Origin of the sequence: Psychroserpens burtonensis DSM 12212 (genome assembly GCF_000425305.1) — a bacterium.
Lineage (GTDB): Bacteria > Bacteroidota > Bacteroidia > Flavobacteriales > Flavobacteriaceae > Psychroserpens > Psychroserpens burtonensis.
Genome location: NZ_AUDE01000023.1, coordinates 70,368 through 90,120 on the forward strand (window position 1 = coordinate 70,368; position 19,753 = coordinate 90,120).

A 19,753-nucleotide genomic window follows, 5' to 3' on the forward strand; every position below is an offset into this window, starting at 1 on the left:
TTTTGATTGGTTTTGGTGGTTGGTTAAAATTTATAATAATCAATCTGTTTACTGTTACTTTGTAATAAGGAAATTAAAAAAGGACCGAAGCCAAAAAAATGTTTGATTATAATATTGAAAACAAGAATTTTTAGTTTCGATTTTTTAGACGTAAGGTTTCATATCATAACTAGTATTATATTTTCTCTAATTCCCTCTATGTTGCTCTCCATCTGCAGATAAGCAAGTTCCAGTAACCCAACTTGCACAAGGCGAAACCAAATAGGCAGCTACCTTTCCTATTTCATCTGGTCTTCCTAGTCTGCCTGAGGGAATGGTATCGACTGTATGATCATAAAAAGGTTTGTCATGTTCTTTGACTATTTTCCAAAGTCTACCGCTAAATTCAACAGAGCCTGGTGCAATCGTATTTACTCGTATGTTTTTAGGTGCCAATTGAGCAGACAAAGTTTTAGAATAACTAATAAGTGCCGCCTTTGCTGCAGCATAAGCAGCTGGGGAATCAGCTTCAAGTCCAGATACGGAAGAGATAAATAAAACACTTCCACTACCAGATGCAATCATCCATGGAACTACCTTTCTAGTCCCCTTTACACTGGCTAATAGATCAATATTTATAGATGTTTCCCAGGCGGTATATTCTTCACATAGGCTTAATGCTGATGCATTATTAACCAAAATGTCTACCGTACCAAAGGTACTCTTGACCGTGTCAAGAAAAGCATCAAACTTTTTAGTATCACCTAAATCGCATGACTCAGCATAGACTTTTATTTCTTTTTCAAGAAGTTGTTCTTTAGCATCTTGAAGTGCTTCCTCGCCACGGGCACAAATAGCAACATTGATACCTTCTTCAACAAGTGCTAACGCAATACTTCTTCCTATCCCTTTACTCGCTCCTGTAATTATTGCATTTTTTCCTTTCAGTACTAAATTCATGGTATTTTATGTAAAGTGGTTTATAAATATCGTTTTATTTAGTTCATACAGTTTTAATTTGAGACCTTACTTGAGTTTCTTTGATGTCGGATAGTTTTCTGGTGTATTTTCTACCGTTTAAAAATTTTCCTATAAAAGTGCCTCTAACGAGATAGTGGTAACTTGTAAAGCATATCACTCCAGTAGAAATTAATACTACTAAAAATTTCAAAGTGCCTGGAATTGCCCAATTCACTATAAAACCGGGAATGATAGCAGTAAGCGAGAGATGTATTAGGTATACCCAATAGGACGCATCAGAGATGTATCGCATTTTTGAAGAATGACGACTACCATAACGAATAAATAGACCTGTAACGCCAATAACAAAGCACCAAACCATGAGAGATTTAAGAAGGATAAGCCCTTCATAACTAAAGGAGTTATTCATTAAAATGTATAGTAAAAATAACATAAGGCCTAATATAGTACTTAGCCAATCATAGTTAAGGAAGGTGTCTAATAAGTGCTTAGATTTAAATAAAATCCACCCTATGATATAAAACACAAAGTAATAGATAAAGGTATTGAAATCGGGTGTAAGCGAATTTGATGTTGCCACTTCATAAGTCCCCATTATGAAGTAAACCATAGCTGTAATGCTAGCAAAGATTACAATGCGTAATATGGATTTTTGAATAACCCAACTAAAGGCTTTGGAAATATAACTGGATAACACAGGTAGTTTTTTAAATACTAAACCAAGACTTACCGAGACAAAAGTTATTATGGCTAAGTAATACAAAAACCATAGATGAAATGTAGCTTTTGGAATTAGAACATCTAAACTAGAAAAATTAACAAGTGTCTCTGCTAATGCGTTTGAACTACCCGCAAAAATTAAACGGGTATAATCGAAAGTAAAAACGACGGTTGGCCAGAGTAAAAACAAAAATACTAGAAAGGGAAAAACAATTCTTGCTGTTCTGTTTTTAACCATTTTAAGGGGGTTTCGCTCGTAAAACAACATTGCTCCAAAAAAACCAGCCACTAAGAAAAAAGTTTGCATTCTAAAGGCATGGATAAAGACGACAATAACATCGTTAGAGAAGTGAGTTGCACTAGTATCTTTTAAAGACCAACTATTTCCATAATCTATTGTACCATAAGTTATAGCAGAATGTATTACTAAGCCTAACATCATCATTATAGCACGTAAGGAATCTAAAGAATGTATGCGTTCTGTTTTGTGTGGCTGTGTTATCATTTTGGTTGGTTTTTATTGCATATCAATCAAAGACTGTATATAGTTTTGAATTAAATGACATCATTTAAAATGAGCCATTATCCACATCTTTTATGAATTTTATCAATCCAGAAAAGTAGGTTTCTGGGTCGTCAAATTGGGAACAATGGCTTCCGTTCGTAGTTACACTTCTGCCGTTTTGCACCTCTGTAGCCATCCACTCCATATATTTTGGATCCATCGTATCGTATTTAGCTCCAAGCATTAAGGTAGGTGTTTTGATTTCTTTAAGTCTAGTAGACACATCCCAATTTTTTAGGGATGCATTACCTGTCATTCCAAACTCACTATGACCTTGCATATAAATATAAATATTTGGGTTTAGATGTTCGAAGGCTAAGTTGATTGATTTTGGCCATTCTTCTACAGGCTTTCTCAAAAGATGTTCTGTATAATAATGATTCATTAAAAGTTCGCTATACCTCGGATTGTCAAAGTCGTTATTCGCCTCCATATCCATAATTTCTTTTAAAACTTCAGGATTCATTTGTGGACCTAAAACCTCATTGGCATATTTGGTGTATTCTGGAGCACTCGCCATCATATTTGAAATGATTAAACCTTTTAAATTATCTTGATATTTTAAGGCGTATTCCATTGCCAACATTCCGCCCCACGATTGACCGAGTAGGTAAAAGTTATCTTTGTTAAGATTTAAGGCTATACGTACTTGCTCTACTTCTTCCACAAAATGTTCGGTAGTCCAAAGTGTAGAATCGTTAGGTTTATCGCTGTAATAGGAATCGAGTTGATCGTAGTAGATGTACTCAATTTCTTCATTAGGAAGATAGCCGTCAAAATTCTCAAATATTTCATGTGTTGCACCAGGACCTCCATGAAGAAGCAATACACGCATTTTAGGGTTGTTACCCATACGTTTTGTATAGACGTTAAAAGTGCCTTTTGGTGTTTCAATAGGAATCATTTTGATACCACCTGTATTTTGGTCATCACTATTTGAATAATAAAAATAAGAAGATTTAGTTTCCTTTTCTGCAGTTGTAGTATTGGTTTTGTCAGTGCAAGAAAAAAATAAACAAATGACTGCGACGCTTAGTATAATGTTAGTTTTCATAGTATTGTATTTAAAAAATTAATGAAAATTCAAAAGTGCCAAACAAGACCCTTCAGCTTATTCTTGTTTTCTAACAAAATAAACCTTTTTTATTTTTTCGTTTTCAATAGTATAAATCACTGTTGCGTCAATAAATTTATCGCCACGTTGCACGCGTTCTTGGTCAATGACGGTATTGCCTTGAACGATGCGATTTACTAATTCACAATGTAGGTTCGGCGTGTTTTCGAACATTTGAGAATAGTTTTGTCGCATAGCTTCTTTTCCTTTTCCAAGTAACGTATCTGGAAAACCATACAATTCAACATCTTCGGCATAGGGTTCTAAAAAAGCTTCAATGTTTCTGAAGTTATAGCCATTTAATTGGCGTTGTACTAAAATCTCGGGTGTGTCCTGCACCAAGTCTTTCGGGTCAAAAACAACTCCTTTGTTAATGACTTTATTAATTTTAGTTAAATTTTCGAGATTTTGAATAGGGTTTTCATCCAATAAAATTAGGTTTGCTTTTTTACCAATAGCAATACTTCCAAACTGATTTTCTTTGTTTAAAATTTTTGCTCCATTGATGGTGGAAGCTACAAGAATTTGCCAATTACTCATGCCGCTTGCTTGCATAGCTTTTAATTCCGCTTGATAAGAAGATACGTGCAGCGTGCCTAAATTTCCGGCATCTGTTCCTGTAGCAATCGTTACACCCGCATCTAATAAGATTTTTAGGTTAACCCTACTTATGGAGTCCTCTCTTCTTAGACCTTCCAATCTTTCATTTGAATTGCCCATCGCTTTGTACCTATTCACCAATAACGTATCTGATAAATGCTTGAGATCAAGTAATGTTCCTAATTGAAAGGGATTCGCAGTTTTTAAATCATAAGGTGAAAAGTTAAGATTCTGTCCAAAAGTGTTTGCATAGCCGCTGCTCACTATTAAAGTAGGGCAGAGCACCACCTTATTCTTTTTCATTAATTGTACAAAACCGGGTTTTAGGATTTCGTCATCAACGCTATGTACTAAAAAATCGGCTCCATTTTCTACAGCTAACTGGGCTGTTATGCGTTGAGTGGCATGAACAGCTATTTTTAAATTATTTTTATGTGCTTCATCAATAATAGCTTTAACAATCGGTAAATTTTTTCGAGCACTTTCTTCTACCGATAATCCATCAGCACCAACGATATACCAGATTTTGATAAAATCAGGTTTATATGGCAACTGATCTTGTACAGATTTAATACCTTCTTCAATCGTTTGGGTTAATGCAAATGGTGAGTCATCAGGGAAATCTTTATAAATTTCAGGTTTGTAAGTAGTGGATAATGGGCCAGTCATATATATCGTTGGCGCAAAATATTTGTCTTCAAAGGTCTTACTTTTTTCTAGATAGTACAACGGAGATCCAACATCAAAAACGGTGGTGATCCCGTTTTTTAAATAGCGTCGTAATTTGTTTTCCATTGTGGTTTTTGAAGTGGTAATTTCATCTCCATAAGGCACGAATTCTTGTAAATTAATAGCGTCTGGTCGTGTGTACAACCCACCGTTTTGGGAAAAGTGCATGTGTGCATCGGTTAATCCCGGTGCTAGATATTTTCCAGTACCGTCAATAGCGATTGCATTTTCTGGAACTTTTATATTTTTACTTGATTGGATATCACTAATTAAATCATTTGTAATAACCACGGTTTGATTGGGAATCAATTTTTGGTTTTCAACATCTGTAATTGTGACGTTAGTAATATAGGTTTGTGAGGAAATTGTTATAGAGAAAGCTAAGGCAATACTAGTAAGAAAAAATATTTTCATGTTTCTGTGTTTTGGACGATTAGTCTTTTTTATAGGGTTGGGCCCTTGTCTTTGTAACTATTAATTTGGTTATTTAGATTTATGTACTTCTAGCTCTATCTCAATCATAAACTCAGGTAGTGCTAACTCCTTAATACCAAGCCAAGATCCAGTCGGAAATTGCTTTTTATAGATTTCAGTTCTATATCCAGCAAATTCTAAGAATTTAGGCATGTCTGTAGTGAATATGTTTTCTACAACGACGTCATCAAATGTACAGCCATAATGCTTTAATACTTTATCTAAATCTGCATAACAGTTTTTCATCTGTTGTTTAAAATTACTAACAGCAGTTGGATTGCCTTCATCATCCATGCTTACAGCGCCAGATATTTTAATAGAATTGCCAATTTTTACGGCATGAGAGTAGCCATAAGCCTTTTCAACTTCTGGTCGAAGTAAAAAGTATTCTGGTGTTTCGTCAACTTTTCTGTGTTCAATAATCTCAGATTTTTCTATTACAGTCTCTGTTTTGGCTTTTTCGTCGCAATTGGATAGTGAAGCAGCGACAAAAAAGACGAGTAGTGTCGTTGAAATTTTTGATGTGTTCATTTCGATGAGTTTTAATGGTTACTGATTTTAATGTTTTAGTATAAAATATTATTAAATACTTTTTCTAAGTAGCGTTCTTTCATTACAAATTTTTTGTCTGAATGAAATACATCAAGAATTTCCTGCTTTAGTTCATCTAATTCTTTTGGTGCGTATTCGTGATGATTAACAGCATCTTCTATTTTTTCAAAACAACCGTTTTCTTCGTCGCAACAAAATTCATTGTACAATTTATTAAAAGTTGCTTCATCTGTTTTAGATTTTATTAGAGCGATTTCTTCCTCAGATTCTTCGTTGTCAATTTTTGCACAGAGCAACAGGATATAAATTTTGAGATCTGCTTTAGACCAATTAGCCATTTTGTTTTTCATGGTTTAATTATTATGAGTTATACTGGTCTAAAGTTTCATGTACCGATTGAAACGTTATTCCCAATTCTCGCTCTGCTAACTTATTTTGATAGATCACTTTTGCTTGATTTTTTGGTGCTTTGTTATTGAGCATTAAGTTCACATCAGATACTGGATAGGTTTCACTAGATAATAAGTAATTTTTACCGTGTAAGCCCGAAATGTTGGCTGCTTTATAAACACTATGTGCAACATCATTTACGTTAACGATCGCCATCTCTGCATCAGTATCATAAAGCATTTGTACAAACGGATTGGGTGCAAGCTTGTTTTTTATTAAAAACTGCAAACCTGTAGAAACAGAATCTTCTCTTTTTGACAAGGACTTTCCAAAAACGGCAACTGGGGATACGCTCGTAATTTCAACATTAAGTTTCGGATGCTGACTTATAAAAGTATTTACCGTTTCATTAGCTATAAATTTCGCTTGTGCATACGGATGACTTTCTTCGCTCGTAAAAGGTGTGTCGTTTTCACTAAAATGATCACTTGGTTCTTTTTCACCAGGAGGTAAGGGGAAATTTGTATTATAAGCAGCGACAGAAGCAATTAAAACCACCTTTTTAACTTTTGGCGCATTGTGGACAACGTCCAAAAAGTTCTCTGTTCCTTTTATAGTTGGATCGAATAAATCGCGCTTTGGATCTTCAACATCTAACTGAAACGGTGTACCACCATGGATAACGATATCACAATCGTCAACAAAGGTTTTTAGCTGTGCTTTGTTTTCAATATTAAGCTCGCTAATGGTTAAGTGATTGGCATTATCGAGTTGTTTTAAATGTTGGTATTTCTCTTCTTTAGAAAGGTCGGTTGCAGATACTTTGACCTCAAATCCATTGTCTAAAAATTGTTTGGTAATATAGCTTCCTATAAAGCCCGAACCACCAATTACACCTACTTTTTTCATGATTTATTGATTTTAAATTGTTTTATATAACTCTTGTTATCTGTGTAAAGCCAACACTCTAATGGTTTTTTGTGTGATACAATATTCTTAATATTTAACATCAAATACTTAGAGTAAAATGGCGACCACGTTTAATCTTAATTATTGGTTTTGGATAAACTCACTTTCTGTATATCTCAACGTTGCTTAAGATCAAATTATCCGAATTGCTGTCATCTATATTTTTTAATTTAATTGGCTGATTAAAATCAAAGGAACACTTACCATTTAAATCCAATTGCATTTTAAGCAACGTCTTTCGTTCGCCGTGAAGACATCGCTTGATTTAAGGCCTCTGGCGAATCAAAAGTTTGATAGAATGGCAGTGTCTCGTAAAAACCCTTCAAAAACCGGTTAATAGCGTAAGGTTTTAGATCAACAGATATTCTCGTTTTCTTGTAAAGTAATTCAATGTGAGCAGTATAATGTGCTTTGAGTTTTTTTACTTCTTTAGGTTGAGGACACATTGCAATTAAATTCATTATGTATTGAAATTTTTAAATTCCCCATACTTTAATGGGTTTTTAGAATCTCCGTTTATCAAACTGTTTTCTAATAGTCTTCTTATAGATTAACAAACTTTTAAAATGTATACTTAAAAGATTGTTTTTCAATAGTCTCAAAGTTACATTTGTAATTAGGAATTGTCAACCACATCTTCATGTGATATTAAGCTGTTAATTTTGTGCATATTAATAGATTTACTTTTTCAAATCAAAATTGCTTAGCAATAACATAAAGAGTTTAATTATCTGCATTGCTCTTTAAAGGGAGACTCTTTTTGTTAGTGTTTTTCACAGAGCACCTTGTTGTATTTTCGTTATTTCTTTAAACTTTATTTTGAATCGTTTTATCAGGTATCCAATTCAAAGATGATTTGAACAGATGTAGATCATTTATCATCGTCATCATTAATAGTATTCCATTCCATCTATTTTGCATCAGTCATTTGAGGTAAAAAAATCGATAAATGCTGGTACATTTAGATTATAGAACTTTTAATATTTGATCTACTATGAGTCACGTTGGTGTTTTTAATATGGCTATAAAAATACCATCTTGTTGCTTTTGAATGTGGATAGATAGAGTGAACATCAACTTAATTATCAGTAGATATTTCAGTAGTAATGAAGCTTGGTTCTAAGACGGAAACTCGAATGTTAAATGTTTTGTCTTCTTGTGCCAAAGCCAAACTAAGAGCTTCAAGAGCCTATTTGCTTTCATCAACACAGTGCAGTCTGAAACCCTTCGCTATATCTATGAAATAATTATAGCCATTTAACTTTTTAAACTGACTTTCTGGTATTTTTATGAATTTTTCCTTACGTGTTTTAAATTGCTAAAAAGAGTTCATAGGCTTTATGTTTTGGTTTTTTAATATGATAATCAAGCTTCATTCTTTGTTTTTATGTATTAAACTGGATACAACGACTTCTTTGTTATAGGGTAATGTTGACGCTTCAAATTCATCGCGAAACTCTTTTCCAATGCTATCACATGCATTGGTTACTAAATCAATATAAGATTGGTGGAGAACGCTGGTGTTCTCTTCTTGATAGTCGTAGGTGTGATCTTGTTTTGCTTTGTAGACAAATACACTCCCACCTTTAAATGAGAGCTCTTCGACTTTATCAGTCACATCTATTCTTTCATAACCAAATTCACGCTTGTCAAGTTGAACTAATTCTTCAGGTGTTACAAAGAATAGCATACAATTTATCTTTTTATTTTCAGCCGCCATGATATTTAATGCGCGTATATTATTAAAAGGGAGTGTATCGTTCCCCCGTAAACAAAACCACTCTGCAGAACTATTTTTCATTGAAGTGTGCCAATTCCATTCTCTGTTATAGTCTTTTAGATAAACATGATAGACCGAATCTTGATACGTTCTTTTTAATGTCCTTTCCATACTAGTTTTAGACATCAAGGATCCATAACCAATGATGCCTATTTTACCATCTTCAATAGTGATCGTTGTATTATTTTGAGTTTTATTACAGCTAAATAAAAGCACTGTTAGTAAAATTATAATAATGGATTGAATTGATTTCATAGTGTTTTTATTTAATTATTATGTGATGCTTTTAATGATGTCATAATCACTTTCAAACATGTTTAAGATTTTTGAAGATAAATTCATTTCTGTTTGTTCAACTCCACAAGCCCTTAATGTTTTGGCATATCCTGTGCTTTTTTATCTTCCCAAAAAGCAATTTTGGTAAACCCAATATCAAACACTTCATCTTTATGGTTAAAGGTTTGTCTATGATAGCCCCAAGTGTCATCCCAGCCTTCTAAAACTGGCGTGATATTAAATGTAGTCCATCGCTTTAAAGGTTTTTTAAAGATGAATTTTGTGAACGAATGACTGCAAACAATCTTTTTTTAATAGTATGGTTGTAAAGTTTAGATCTGAAAAGCACTTCAAATCTTATGAAATCCATGTGATAGAAATATTTAGAATTCGCCATATACATCAGGGAATCACAGCTAGAATGCTAACCCTTCTATGACGTATGAGGTCTGCTTGTAATGCTGCTTATTTCCATAAATATCTTGAACTTATAAAAAGGTGCATCATTTGTAACCAATAGTATATCATAATAGACATGGGTTAAACACAAAAGACAATACCGATCCATATCTAATGGGTTTTTAGTATTGCCTTTTGATTTTGGTTATTTATTCCTTCTTAGCTGTTAACTCGTAACCCATTGCTTCACTAATAGCTAATTTATCATAGTAGATGGCTGATCTAGCAATTTTGCCATTATCAATCATTGCTGTATATTGATAAGGTAGATTGATAGTGACATCATTTACAGTATAAGTGTACGTGCCCCAAACAGATACCCAATCGCCGGTTAAGTCTCCTTCTAGTACCCTAAATGTTTGACTCACATAACTATTTTTTTGATTTGTTCTTGCCAGGTGAGATTCCTTCCAGTTTGCAAGATGCTCTAACTTTGTTTCGGTTTCTTGGTAGCCAGGGCCAGCACCTGTATAATTATCTGCAAGTAAGCTTGCAGCCTCTGTCATTTTGTTGCTCATTAAGGCATCCAAATAATCAGCTACTACTTTTAGGTCATCCTCTGAAGTAGGGTTTTCTGTAACGGTTTCTTTGTAACTCTGGTCTTGGGCGAAGGTGATTTGCCCAATAATTAAAAGTAATACAAAGGCACTTGTTTTTAATGTTTTCATAATGGTTTGTTTTAAAATTAATAGCTTCATAATGTTATGTATTAACATGCTACTAAATTAAAGTACATTTAGCACTTTATCAATCACATCTTCATGTGATATTGACTGATAACTTTTTGTATATTTGAGACTTAGCTATTAATCGCATCTGTTATTTTGAAATTATTTAAAACGCTGTCTGCTTCTCCTTTGCAAATTGGTCTACTTTTAGTATGCTACAATGTCTATGCTCAAAATCCGTCACAAGTTGATGTGTTAACGACAGATCAAGGACTTTTGTTCAGAGATGTTCGGGCAATTGCTCAAGATAGTTCGGGGCACATGTGGTTTGGAACGTCGCAAGGTCTTAATCGCTATGATGGCTACCAATTTAAAACTTACAATAGCGATAAGAAAAACCCCAATTTTATTGAAGAGGAACATTTTACAGCTGAAATGGTCATAAATGGCGCAGAAGATGCGCTTTGGTTTATGGCAAATGACCGCCTGTTCAATCTGCATCTATCTACAGATTTAACAAAGGAATACAATGAAGCCCAAAATATAAAAGGCAAGGTATTGCGACTTCTCAAAACGGCAGACAATGGCATTTGGATTATTACAGATGATTTTTGGAAAAACCAAAGTCAAGATTCCAAACAATATCTTCAAAAATTTGAGGATGGAAACTTTAAAGTCATGGCATCCATTCCTAGAACTAATCGAGGGTTTAGTCGTTTGCTCCAAGATGCTGAGGGTTTTTTGTGGTGGAGTACGCCTAATGGTAACTTAAAGTTCAACACTGAAGGTAAATTGGAGGCATCCTACGATTTAGGTAACTATGAGTGGTTCGGTTCAGAGATGCATTTTGTGACGTCTTTTTTTGACCATAAGAATACGCACTATTATTTTCCACATTTAGGTGGTATTAAAGTTTTTGATGAACAAAGTCAAATTTCAAAACAAGTTTTGGATGTTGATAATGAGTTTGCCTATGCTATTGAAGATAAGCAAAACCACGTTTGGTTTGCTGGCCATCAAACCTTATATAGGATGAGTCCTAAAGGCGATTTTACAGATTATACCGAAATTCTTAAAGCAAGATTTGATTTTACCCAAATCAATCGGCTCTTTATTGATGCAAATAACTTGCTATGGGTTGCGACTGATAACGGTCTATTCAAAATTAGAACAGGGGAGCAAATGTTCAATAATCTTCTTAATTCTAATAAAAATGGCTGGGGTAATACTATGCGAGGTATTTTTGAAGATAGTCAAGGCTTTATTTACGCACTCTGTGAAAGTGAAGGCCAATTGCTATACCAAAATTTAAACGGGAAATTAGATACTCTAAAATTGTTTACAGCAGATAATAGTAAGATTGAGCTTAATTATGCTGCAAGTTTTTTCGTGACTAATAAAGATAAAAACGTTGTCTTTACTGTAGGAAAGACTATGTATAAAATCAATTTGGAAACTGGTGAAACAAAATGTTATAACCAGTTTATTCCAAAGTTAAAAGTATATGGGCCTAACCCAATGATTAGACTCAGTGACGGACGTTTACTTTTTGGTTACACTCTAGCCAGGTTAACGATGTTCAATCCCGAAACAGAAGAGAGCGAATTGGTTTTCAAAGACCCCTCTATTTTTTCTGAAATTTCAGATTTAACCTATTTCTTTCAGGATGATGAAAATAACACAGTATGGGTAGGCACTCAAAACGATGGATTACTAAAAATTAATATCAACGGTACCATTGAGCAACGCTATTCCATAAATACAAAACCTAATATTTCAAAAAATCGAATTTTAGTTCTTGAGGGAGATACAGATGGTAGTTTATGGATTGGTACTTATGGTGGCGGATTAAATCATCTTTCAGCAGATGGTCAAACAAATATAGTTTATACCAGAGCAGAAGGTCTGGCAGATAATAACGTTGTTGGAATTATGCGCGATGAACTGAGTAATCTATGGATTAGCACTTATAATGGTATTTCCAACATGGATAAGCAAAGCGGGCATTTTCAAAATTTTTATGCTGAAGATGGACTCTCCCATAACGAGTTTAATTATTCTTCCTCGTTTAAGGATAGCAAAAATAATTATTATTTCGGAGGAATGAATGGTCTGAATAGTTTTAAACCGGAACAGATATTTAAAACGTCTGAACAGTCTCACCTGCGCTTTACAGGAATATCAAGATACAATAGCAAGCTTAAAAGCCGTTTTAATAGTGACTATAGTTATTTGGAAAACAAGAAATTGGAAATTTCGCCTTACGACCAATACTTTGAAATTAACTGGACAATGCCAAGCTATTTTCAGAATAACAAAAACACCTATAGTACAAAATTAGAAGGCTTTGAAGACCAGTGGTTTTATCAAGGTAATTCGGCATCTATACGGTATAATCAATTGCCAGCAGGCGATTATGTGTTGAAAGTAAAAGGTAAAGATTCTAGAGGTAACGAAGCCACATCAATTTTGTCTATTCCCATTACAGTGCGACAAATATTTTATAAAAAATGGTGGTTTATAGTGCTTGTTTTACTCTTAATTATAGGTATTATGTATTCGATTTTTCGATATAGATTTCAACAAGCATTGGCTATGGAGCGCTTACGTACTAAAATTTCAAGCGATTTGCATGATGATGTGGGCTCCTTATTATCTGGTCTCGCTATGCAAACTGAACTCATGGAAATTAATGCGAGTGAAGCCGATAAATTTAAACTTCAAAAAATTGCAGGAATAAGCAGAAATGCTATTTCACAAATGCGAGATTTAGTTTGGAGTATTGATAGCAGACGGGAAACTATTGAAGATTTAATTGAACGTATGCACGAGTTGGCTGAAGAGTTGTTATTACCAAAGAATATTTCGTTTCAAATAGATAATTCAACCATTAAAAATCCTAATAAAAAGTTACCAGCTCAAACCAAACAAAATATTTTTTTAATCTATAAAGAATCCATTACCAATGTTTTGCGTCATTCAGACGCTACAAACGTCACTATTGTAATTTCCAATCAGGCAACAGGTTGTCAATTGTTTATTCAAGATAATGGTAGCAAAAAAGAGTGCTATAAATCTACAGGTTTGGGATTGTCTAATATGGAAATGCGTGCAAAACACATTAAAGGAAGTTTGAGCTTTCAAAAGGAGAACGGATTTGGAGTTCTATTAAATTTACCATTTCAACTCTAATATCACATTTTAATGTGATTGTGTAACTATTTTAATGTCATAACTTTGCCAGTAGAAGATTATTTTAAACATGACTACTATTTCTTTAGCAATTATTGAAGATGATGTGTTGATTCAAGAAAGCCTGAACGACTTTTTTGGAGCACAGCCTCATGTAGAATGTTTACAGATTTCAGCTTCCGTTGAAACGTTTCTTACAGATTTAAAAAGATTAGAAACGTTACCAAGTATTCTACTGCTTGATATTAATTTGTTGGGAATGTCTGGGATTAAAGGTATTCCGCTCATATTAAATGAGCTGCCAAAAGTAGACATTATTATGCTCACCACATTTGAAGATAATGATAGTATTTATAAAGCATTATGCGCAGGTGCTTGTTCTTATTTATCAAAAACAACACCACTAAAAAAAATTCTGGAAACTGTAGAAATCGTTCATAATGGAGGTTCCTATATGTCACCTTCTATAGCCCGAAAATTAGTCAATCAATTTGCACCAAAACAGAATCACAGCGATTTACTTACACCAAGGCAAAAGGATATAGTTGCAGGTATTGTAGACGGTAAAAGTTATAAAATGATAGCTGATGATTTGTTTGTATCGCTAGATACCGTTCGCAGTCATATTAAAAATATTTACAAGGCCTTAGAAATTAACTGCAAGGCAGAGTTGATTAAGAAATCTTATGATAACGAGCTTTAATTAGATGTTCTAAATACCAAAACTTTTATTTTTATCGTTATTCAAGGTATGAAGAAAGTTTTACTCAACATTCTAATTTTAAGCTCACTGGTCGTTTTAGCATTTCAGTTTAAACCTGTAAAACAAGTTGTAAATGCAGTCAATACAAGTGAAAGAACAAGTCTTGTTGATAAAGATAGCTTAACGATACAGTCTAGAGTAAATGTCCCCGAGGGTTACAAACGAGTTGTTTATGCCAAAGGGAGTTATGAGGAGTATCTTCGGAATTATAAGCTAAAACCCTTCAGTAGTAAAATAATAAATTATGATTCTTCGGAATACTTTTGGCAAGGTGGACACATAGGTATTTTAGAAGTTCCTGTACCTAAAAACGGATTACAACAATGTGCAGATGCATTGATCAGAATTAGAAGCGAATACCTTTGGGTAAATAATAGAAAAGATGAAATAGGCTTTAATTTCACGTCTGGTCATTACTGCTCTTGGAAAAAATATAAAGAAGGTTATCGTCCAAAAATTAGTGGTAATAAAGTATCATTTCATAAGACAGCTAGGGCAAGTCCTTCCGAAGAAAACTTTTATAAATACCTCAATTTAATTTATATGTATTCTGGAACATTATCATTATATAATGAATTAAAATCTATGGACTCCAAAGATTTAAAAATTGGAGATATGCTTATTAAAGGTGGTTCTCCTGGCCATATTGTAATGATTGGAGATGAAGTTGTCAATGAAAATGGTGATAGGCTTTATGTGTTGTTTCAAGGTAATACGCCAGCTCAAAGTGTTCATTTGGTTAAAAATATTGAAGATTCTTTAATCTCTCCATGGTATGAACTCAAAAATAATGCCATTATTCCTGTGTCCAATTACACATTTAGTGATGCAGAATTTGTAAGATTTAAATAGCAAGTTTGTATCTTTACCAGATGAGCAAAGTATTAACATTACAAGAACTTCATAACTTGGCGATGAACCATGTTGGAAAGGATTTAGAAAATCGTGGTTTTGAGTTTGTAGCTATAAATAGTAAGTTAAAAAAGCATCCTCAATTTGTATGTATAGACAAAAATAGCGAGTATTTTTTTGTGATTGTTAGAGCTGTTTTGTTACCCGACAACCCTAATAATTACGATGTGGTTTGGATGGAAACCTTCAAAAAACACGCTTTTGACAAGGATGCTAAAGTATTATATGCTGGAGTGGGATTAGGTAACCCAAATGGAGAGGGTTTACCAGTGTATTTAAATGAAGAATACCTTATTGAGTATAACGGTATTCAATTTTTAGAAATACCTTTAAATTAGTGTCTTTGATAGGAGTGGACGACTTTATTATTTAAGGATAATAAACTCGCAACGCCTGTTAATAGAGTGCTCTACCTCAGAGCAATTGTCATCGCAGTCTACCAAAGGTTGAGTTTCTCCAAAGCCCTTAGATTTTAAACGTACGTTATCAACGCCTCTTGAGGCGATATAATTTAATGTCGATTTAGCACGATTGTTAGAAAGCACTAAGTTATAACTATCACTACTTCTAGAGTCTGTGTGAGCTCCTAGTTGTACTTCCATTCTAGGATATTTTTTTAGAAGATTAACTAGAATGTCGAGTGTTTTTGCTGCTTTTGGTTTGATAGCCCATTCATCTAAATCAAAGTAGATGTTTTCCAATTCTATATAAATGTAACCATCAGTTTTGGTGACTACAATATCTTCGGCATCGTCATAAGATTCAATTTCAAGTTCTATATCAAATTCAATTTTGCCTTCCTCATTGGTGTTGATGTCCTCAAGAGTAGGGATATAAAAACTTCTATATCCTTCAATTTTATACGCTTTGTTTGGTTCGGTTTCAAATTTATATTTAGCGTCATCTCCAACGATTATTTGCTTTACAATATTTCCATCTTCATTAAATAAGGTGACCAAAGATCCTGGTAAAATTTCTTTTGAGTTTTTATCGCGTACTTCTCCTTCTAGGAAGTACGTTTTAACGTTTGGCTCTCTAGTAAACACGTATAAACGATCTTTTCCATCTCTATTAGATGAGAAAAATCCTTCTTGAATAGAATCTTGCAATACAAAACCAAAATCGTCCATGCCAGAGTTTATAGTATGTCCCAGATTTAAAGCTTCTTCAAACTGTGCGTCTTTATAAGTTGAAAGATATAAATCTAAACCGCCTAAACCCTTGTGTCCATTAGATGCAAAATAGAGTGTTTCTTCATTTGTAATAAAAGGAAATTGCTCTCTATGTTTAGTGTTTATTGTGCCTCCTAAATTAATTGGATTACTATAATTTTCACCTGTGATATCTACATAATAAATATCAAAAGATCCTGAAGTGCTTGGCATATCACTTGAGAAATATAATTTAGTGTTGTCTTTATTTAATGTAGGATGTTGAGTAGAGTAAAAGTCACTTGAAAAAGGCATTACAGTTATTTTTGTCCATGCGCTATCAATCAATTTGGCACGATATATTTTAACTACAGCAATCTTTTCGTCACCAATTTTGACACGTTTTTTATTAGTTCTAGAAAAGTACATTGTTTTTCCGTCGCTACTAAATGTCGCATTACTTTCGTGAGTTTTGCTGTTTATTTCTTCGGAAAAAGGCTCTACGTTTTCAAGGTTTTTATCTTCAGAAACCGAAGCTTTATACAAATCTAAATAGGGGTTTTCATTCCACGCATATTTAGGATTATCTGAATTTCGTAACGATGCAAACACGACTTTATCCTTAAAATAAGTAATCCCAAAATCACCAATATTAGAACCGCTTTTTATTTGGTTAACTTTATAGAGATAGGGCGTTAACGAGGTTAGTTCTTCTATTAATTGAGGAGTATTTTCGGGAAGGTTAGAGTAATCACTCATTATTCTATCTCCAGTGTCATAATCTTCAATCCCTTTTAAAGCATTTGCGTATCTAAAATAAACCTCTAAATCTAGACTGTCCTTATAATTTTCAAATAATTTTTTATAAGCATCTTTTGCTTTTTTCATTTGAAAATTAAAATAATAAGAATCTCCAAGTTTCTCAAGTGATTCTTGAGTATCCTCTAACTGTTTGTATAGTTTTGCTGCTTCAACATAAGCTTTATTGTCAAATAGTTTATTAGCTCGTTTTAAACTTTTCTTTTGACCAAAGCTTAAACTGCAAACACATAAAAGATATATAAGAATATAATTTTTGTTCATAATTAAGTGTTTAGAAAAATCGTGGTGATTTATCGTATCCGTTTCCTGGTTTTCCAATATCAAAGAGTAGAATGATTTCATGTGAACCAGTATTAAAGTTACCAAGATTAGAGAGGGTGTAATCATAAGCATAACCAATGCGCAACGAGTCAATAACCCTAAAGTTGACTAATCCACTTATAGAATCATCAAAACGATAACCAACACCTATTTCAAAAACATCATTTATTAAGACATTAGTTGTTAAATCTAAAGATAGTGGCGAGCCAGAAACTGCTTTTGCCATCATGGCTGGTTTTAGTTTTATTTTTTCGTTTATATTGTACACATATCCTGCAGTAAAAAACAGATGCGTTTCTTCTTTTCTTGACGTTACAATTCCACTATCATTATCTAGATGTTCTGATTCTAATAGATTAGGAGCAGAAAAACCTAAATAAAATTGTTTTCCGAAGTAAAAAGCACCGACTCCTATATTAGGATAGGTTTTACTCAGGTTATTGGCAAATGCAGGATCAGGTAAATCATCAGAATAGACAAATCCATTAAAGTTAGTACTAAAAAATGTAGCACCAGCCTTTACTCCAAAAGAGAGTTTTGTGTTTTCACTGAGTGGAATAGCGTAAGCAAAATCAGCAAATAAATTTGTTTCTTTAACGACGTCTCCAATTTGATCGTGAACTGCAGAAATCCCACCTTCCATTTTGTTACCCAATGAGGTGTGAGCGAAAAAGCTACTTGTAGTTGGTCCTCCAACAGATCCAACCCATTGTGCACGGTGTAAAAGTCCTAGATTTATGAGGTCTGGATCATCTGTAGCGTACCCAGGATTAATAACACTCATATTATACATATAGTGCGTATATTGAGCATCTTGTTGCGAATATCCAAGTACACCTACAAAAAGTAGGATGATTTTTATGCTATATGTTATGAGTTTCTTAGTCATAATATTTTCAAATTACTACCTGCTTAAATATACTCTCCCTTGGATTGGGTTTTTATTGTTTTCGTCATTAAATTCTAAAATAAAGAAGTACACGCCAACTGGTAGTAAAGATTCTCCTAGAGTTAGACCTTTTTTAGAAGTACCGTCCCAGTCAGAGGTGTTTATATCTCCTTTATATAAAATATTTCCGTAGCGATTATAAATCTCTAGAGTAAAATCAGGATATAAGTCTCTTAAATTTTCAATTGTAAATTCATCGTTTATGGAATCATTATTGGGTGAAAATCCATCTGGGATTACAATCTCTTCAGGACAGTCTTCAAGTAGCACCGTGATTTCTAATCTGTTTATACTTTCACAACCATTATCTGTTAAAGCAGATGCGTAATATGTTTCACCATCTACTAATGTATCAATATTAGAATAACTATTACCATTAATGGGAGCGTCAAACCACGTAATGTCATCTGTACTTGTTATATTATTTGATAAATTTTCTATTGTTGGTTCATCTTGAGTACAAAAGATATTTCCATTTTGAATAATTTGAGGCGTAACATTATCAAAAATTATAAAGTCAGAAGTGGTAATTGTAGATACGTCAGCGCTACATATTGAGCCTATTGATATAATTGAAGTTATAGTTACAGTTGTTAATCCAGGAGTTGTTAGCAGATTGGCAGGTATATTAAAAATAGAGATTCCATTAGTAATATTAATTGTTATCGTGTTGTCAGATTGATTTGCTCCCGATAGATTATAAGTCAAAATAAAGGACCCATCAGGTAAAAGGGTGGCATTTGAAATGGAGATATCAATTGAAAGTCCTAAACAGATATCTTCGGAAGAAATTTCTAAACCAGTTGTGTTTGGATTTATCTCTATTGTTACAGTTACTGCGGAAGTATCTGTTTGGTTGCAGACTATTGGACCTGTAACCGTATACGTGTAAGTGCCAGCTATATCTAGATTAGGATCAAAAATCCCAGTTCCACTGGCGGTTGCAGGACTCCATGTGCCGCCTAAGTCAGGCGTACCATCTAAATAATTAAATAAATCTTGAGTGCCATCATCGCTACAAATTATAGCGTTGCTATCTTCTCCAGCATTTGGAGTTGGAACAAAAGTCACAGTAACTGTAGCCGATGCATCATCACAAGGTAGCGTTCCAATTAAAGTGTACGTATAAACGCCTTCGGAATCTACAGCAGGATCAAAAAGGCTTGTTCCACTAGCGAGAGTAGGACTCCAAGTACCACCAGTTTCTGGAGAACCACCAAGTATGGTAAATAAATCTATTGGATCATTATTAGTACACAAATCTACTGAGCTATTGGTTCCAGCATTAAGAGGTGTATTCGTTGTTACAGTAACGCTTGCTGATATGTCATCGCAAGGTGGCGTTCCAGTAACCGTATAGGTGTAAACTCCAGCTACATCTTGACTA

The 19,753-nt window shown here is 33.7% G+C and carries 17 protein-coding genes; 4 read left to right on the forward strand and 13 right to left on the reverse strand.

The window, feature by feature from the left end:
* Positions 1–186 precede the first annotated feature (186 nt).
* The 10 genes from H593_RS0111110 to H593_RS0111155 form a co-directional block, all read right to left on the reverse strand.
* A complete protein-coding gene (locus tag H593_RS0111110; RefSeq protein ID WP_028872514.1) occupies positions 187–939 on the reverse strand; it encodes an SDR family NAD(P)-dependent oxidoreductase in 753 nt (250 codons plus the stop codon).
* Between the two features lie 43 nt (positions 940–982).
* Positions 983–2,185, reverse strand: coding sequence for an acyltransferase family protein (locus H593_RS0111115; protein WP_037052110.1), 1,203 nt, complete (start codon positions 2,183–2,185; stop codon positions 983–985).
* 64 nt (positions 2,186–2,249) lie between these two features.
* Positions 2,250–3,299: a proline iminopeptidase-family hydrolase gene (locus H593_RS0111120; RefSeq protein WP_028872516.1), complete on the reverse strand. Its 1,050-nt coding sequence runs from the start codon at positions 3,297–3,299 to the stop codon at positions 2,250–2,252.
* A gap of 57 nt (positions 3,300–3,356) precedes the next feature.
* The gene (locus tag H593_RS0111125) at positions 3,357–5,102 is read right to left on the reverse strand and encodes an amidohydrolase family protein (protein ID WP_028872517.1); all 1,746 of its coding nucleotides are present in this window, start codon (positions 5,100–5,102) and stop codon (positions 3,357–3,359) included.
* 69 nt (positions 5,103–5,171) lie between these two features.
* Positions 5,172–5,693 carry a RidA family protein gene (locus tag H593_RS0111130; RefSeq protein ID WP_028872518.1) on the reverse strand — a complete coding sequence of 174 codons (522 nt, stop codon included), beginning with the start codon at positions 5,691–5,693 and terminating at the stop codon, positions 5,172–5,174.
* A 35-nt stretch (positions 5,694–5,728) separates the two neighbouring features.
* Positions 5,729–6,064, reverse strand: coding sequence for a hypothetical protein (locus tag H593_RS0111135; protein ID WP_028872519.1), 336 nt, complete (start codon positions 6,062–6,064; stop codon positions 5,729–5,731).
* Between the two features lie 10 nt (positions 6,065–6,074).
* Entirely contained in the window at positions 6,075–7,013 is a 939-nt protein-coding gene (locus H593_RS0111140) for an NAD-dependent epimerase/dehydratase family protein (protein WP_028872520.1), read from the reverse strand.
* Between the two features lie 284 nt (positions 7,014–7,297).
* Positions 7,298–7,534, reverse strand: a complete 237-nt coding sequence (locus H593_RS0111145) for a hypothetical protein (protein ID WP_028872521.1) — start codon at positions 7,532–7,534, stop codon at positions 7,298–7,300.
* A 911-nt stretch (positions 7,535–8,445) separates the two neighbouring features.
* Positions 8,446–9,108 carry a gamma-glutamylcyclotransferase family protein gene (locus H593_RS0111150; protein ID WP_028872522.1) on the reverse strand — a complete coding sequence of 221 codons (663 nt, stop codon included), beginning with the start codon at positions 9,106–9,108 and terminating at the stop codon, positions 8,446–8,448.
* A 629-nt stretch (positions 9,109–9,737) separates the two neighbouring features.
* A complete protein-coding gene (locus H593_RS0111155) occupies positions 9,738–10,286 on the reverse strand; it encodes a nuclear transport factor 2 family protein (RefSeq protein ID WP_028872523.1) in 549 nt (182 codons plus the stop codon).
* Positions 10,287–10,412: 126 nt separating this feature from the next.
* Between H593_RS0111155 and H593_RS0111160 the strand changes: the two genes are divergently transcribed.
* From H593_RS0111160 to H593_RS0111175, 4 genes are all read left to right on the forward strand, one after another.
* Entirely contained in the window at positions 10,413–13,448 is a 3,036-nt protein-coding gene (locus H593_RS0111160; RefSeq protein WP_028872524.1) for a sensor histidine kinase, read from the forward strand.
* Between the two features lie 70 nt (positions 13,449–13,518).
* Positions 13,519–14,151, forward strand: a complete 633-nt coding sequence (locus tag H593_RS0111165) for a response regulator (protein WP_028872525.1) — start codon at positions 13,519–13,521, stop codon at positions 14,149–14,151.
* Positions 14,152–14,199: 48 nt separating this feature from the next.
* On the forward strand, positions 14,200–15,063 hold the full coding sequence (locus H593_RS0111170; RefSeq protein WP_028872526.1) for a DUF4846 domain-containing protein: 864 nt from the start codon (positions 14,200–14,202) through the stop codon (positions 15,061–15,063).
* 20 nt (positions 15,064–15,083) lie between these two features.
* Complete coding sequence (locus H593_RS0111175) at positions 15,084–15,461, forward strand: hypothetical protein (protein WP_028872527.1); 378 nt, start codon at positions 15,084–15,086, stop codon at positions 15,459–15,461.
* Between the two features lie 27 nt (positions 15,462–15,488).
* On the opposite strand, the gene H593_RS0111180 is transcribed toward H593_RS0111175, so the two are convergent.
* From H593_RS0111180 to H593_RS0111190, 3 genes are all read right to left on the reverse strand, one after another.
* The gene (locus tag H593_RS0111180; RefSeq protein ID WP_028872528.1) at positions 15,489–17,357 is read right to left on the reverse strand and encodes an OmpA family protein; all 1,869 of its coding nucleotides are present in this window, start codon (positions 17,355–17,357) and stop codon (positions 15,489–15,491) included.
* 10 nt (positions 17,358–17,367) lie between these two features.
* Entirely contained in the window at positions 17,368–18,306 is a 939-nt protein-coding gene (locus tag H593_RS0111185; RefSeq protein ID WP_028872529.1) for a PorP/SprF family type IX secretion system membrane protein, read from the reverse strand.
* 15 nt (positions 18,307–18,321) lie between these two features.
* On the reverse strand, positions 18,322–19,753 hold a 1,432-nt coding region (locus H593_RS0111190; RefSeq protein WP_028872530.1), incomplete at its 5' end, for a gliding motility-associated C-terminal domain-containing protein.

Coding starts and splice junctions, on each gene's coding strand:
- H593_RS0111165 (WP_028872525.1), top strand. CDS start 13,519: ATGACTACTATTTCTTTAGCAATTATTGAAGATGATGTGTTGATTCAA.
- H593_RS0111120 (WP_028872516.1), bottom strand. CDS start 3,299: ATGAAAACTAACATTATACTAAGCGTCGCAGTCATTTGTTTATTTTTT.
- H593_RS0111130 (WP_028872518.1), bottom strand. CDS start 5,693: ATGAACACATCAAAAATTTCAACGACACTACTCGTCTTTTTTGTCGCT.
- H593_RS0111145 (WP_028872521.1), bottom strand. CDS start 7,534: ATGAATTTAATTGCAATGTGTCCTCAACCTAAAGAAGTAAAAAAACTC.
- H593_RS0111170 (WP_028872526.1), top strand. CDS start 14,200: ATGAAGAAAGTTTTACTCAACATTCTAATTTTAAGCTCACTGGTCGTT.
- H593_RS0111135 (WP_028872519.1), bottom strand. CDS start 6,064: ATGAAAAACAAAATGGCTAATTGGTCTAAAGCAGATCTCAAAATTTAT.
- H593_RS0111185 (WP_028872529.1), bottom strand. CDS start 18,306: ATGACTAAGAAACTCATAACATATAGCATAAAAATCATCCTACTTTTT.
- H593_RS0111125 (WP_028872517.1), bottom strand. CDS start 5,102: ATGAAAATATTTTTTCTTACTAGTATTGCCTTAGCTTTCTCTATAACA.
- H593_RS0111115 (WP_037052110.1), bottom strand. CDS start 2,185: ATGATAACACAGCCACACAAAACAGAACGCATACATTCTTTAGATTCC.
- H593_RS0111150 (WP_028872522.1), bottom strand. CDS start 9,108: ATGAAATCAATTCAATCCATTATTATAATTTTACTAACAGTGCTTTTA.
- H593_RS0111175 (WP_028872527.1), top strand. CDS start 15,084: ATGAGCAAAGTATTAACATTACAAGAACTTCATAACTTGGCGATGAAC.
- H593_RS0111110 (WP_028872514.1), bottom strand. CDS start 939: ATGAATTTAGTACTGAAAGGAAAAAATGCAATAATTACAGGAGCGAGT.
- H593_RS0111140 (WP_028872520.1), bottom strand. CDS start 7,013: ATGAAAAAAGTAGGTGTAATTGGTGGTTCGGGCTTTATAGGAAGCTAT.
- H593_RS0111155 (WP_028872523.1), bottom strand. CDS start 10,286: ATGAAGCTATTAATTTTAAAACAAACCATTATGAAAACATTAAAAACA.
- H593_RS0111180 (WP_028872528.1), bottom strand. CDS start 17,357: ATGAACAAAAATTATATTCTTATATATCTTTTATGTGTTTGCAGTTTA.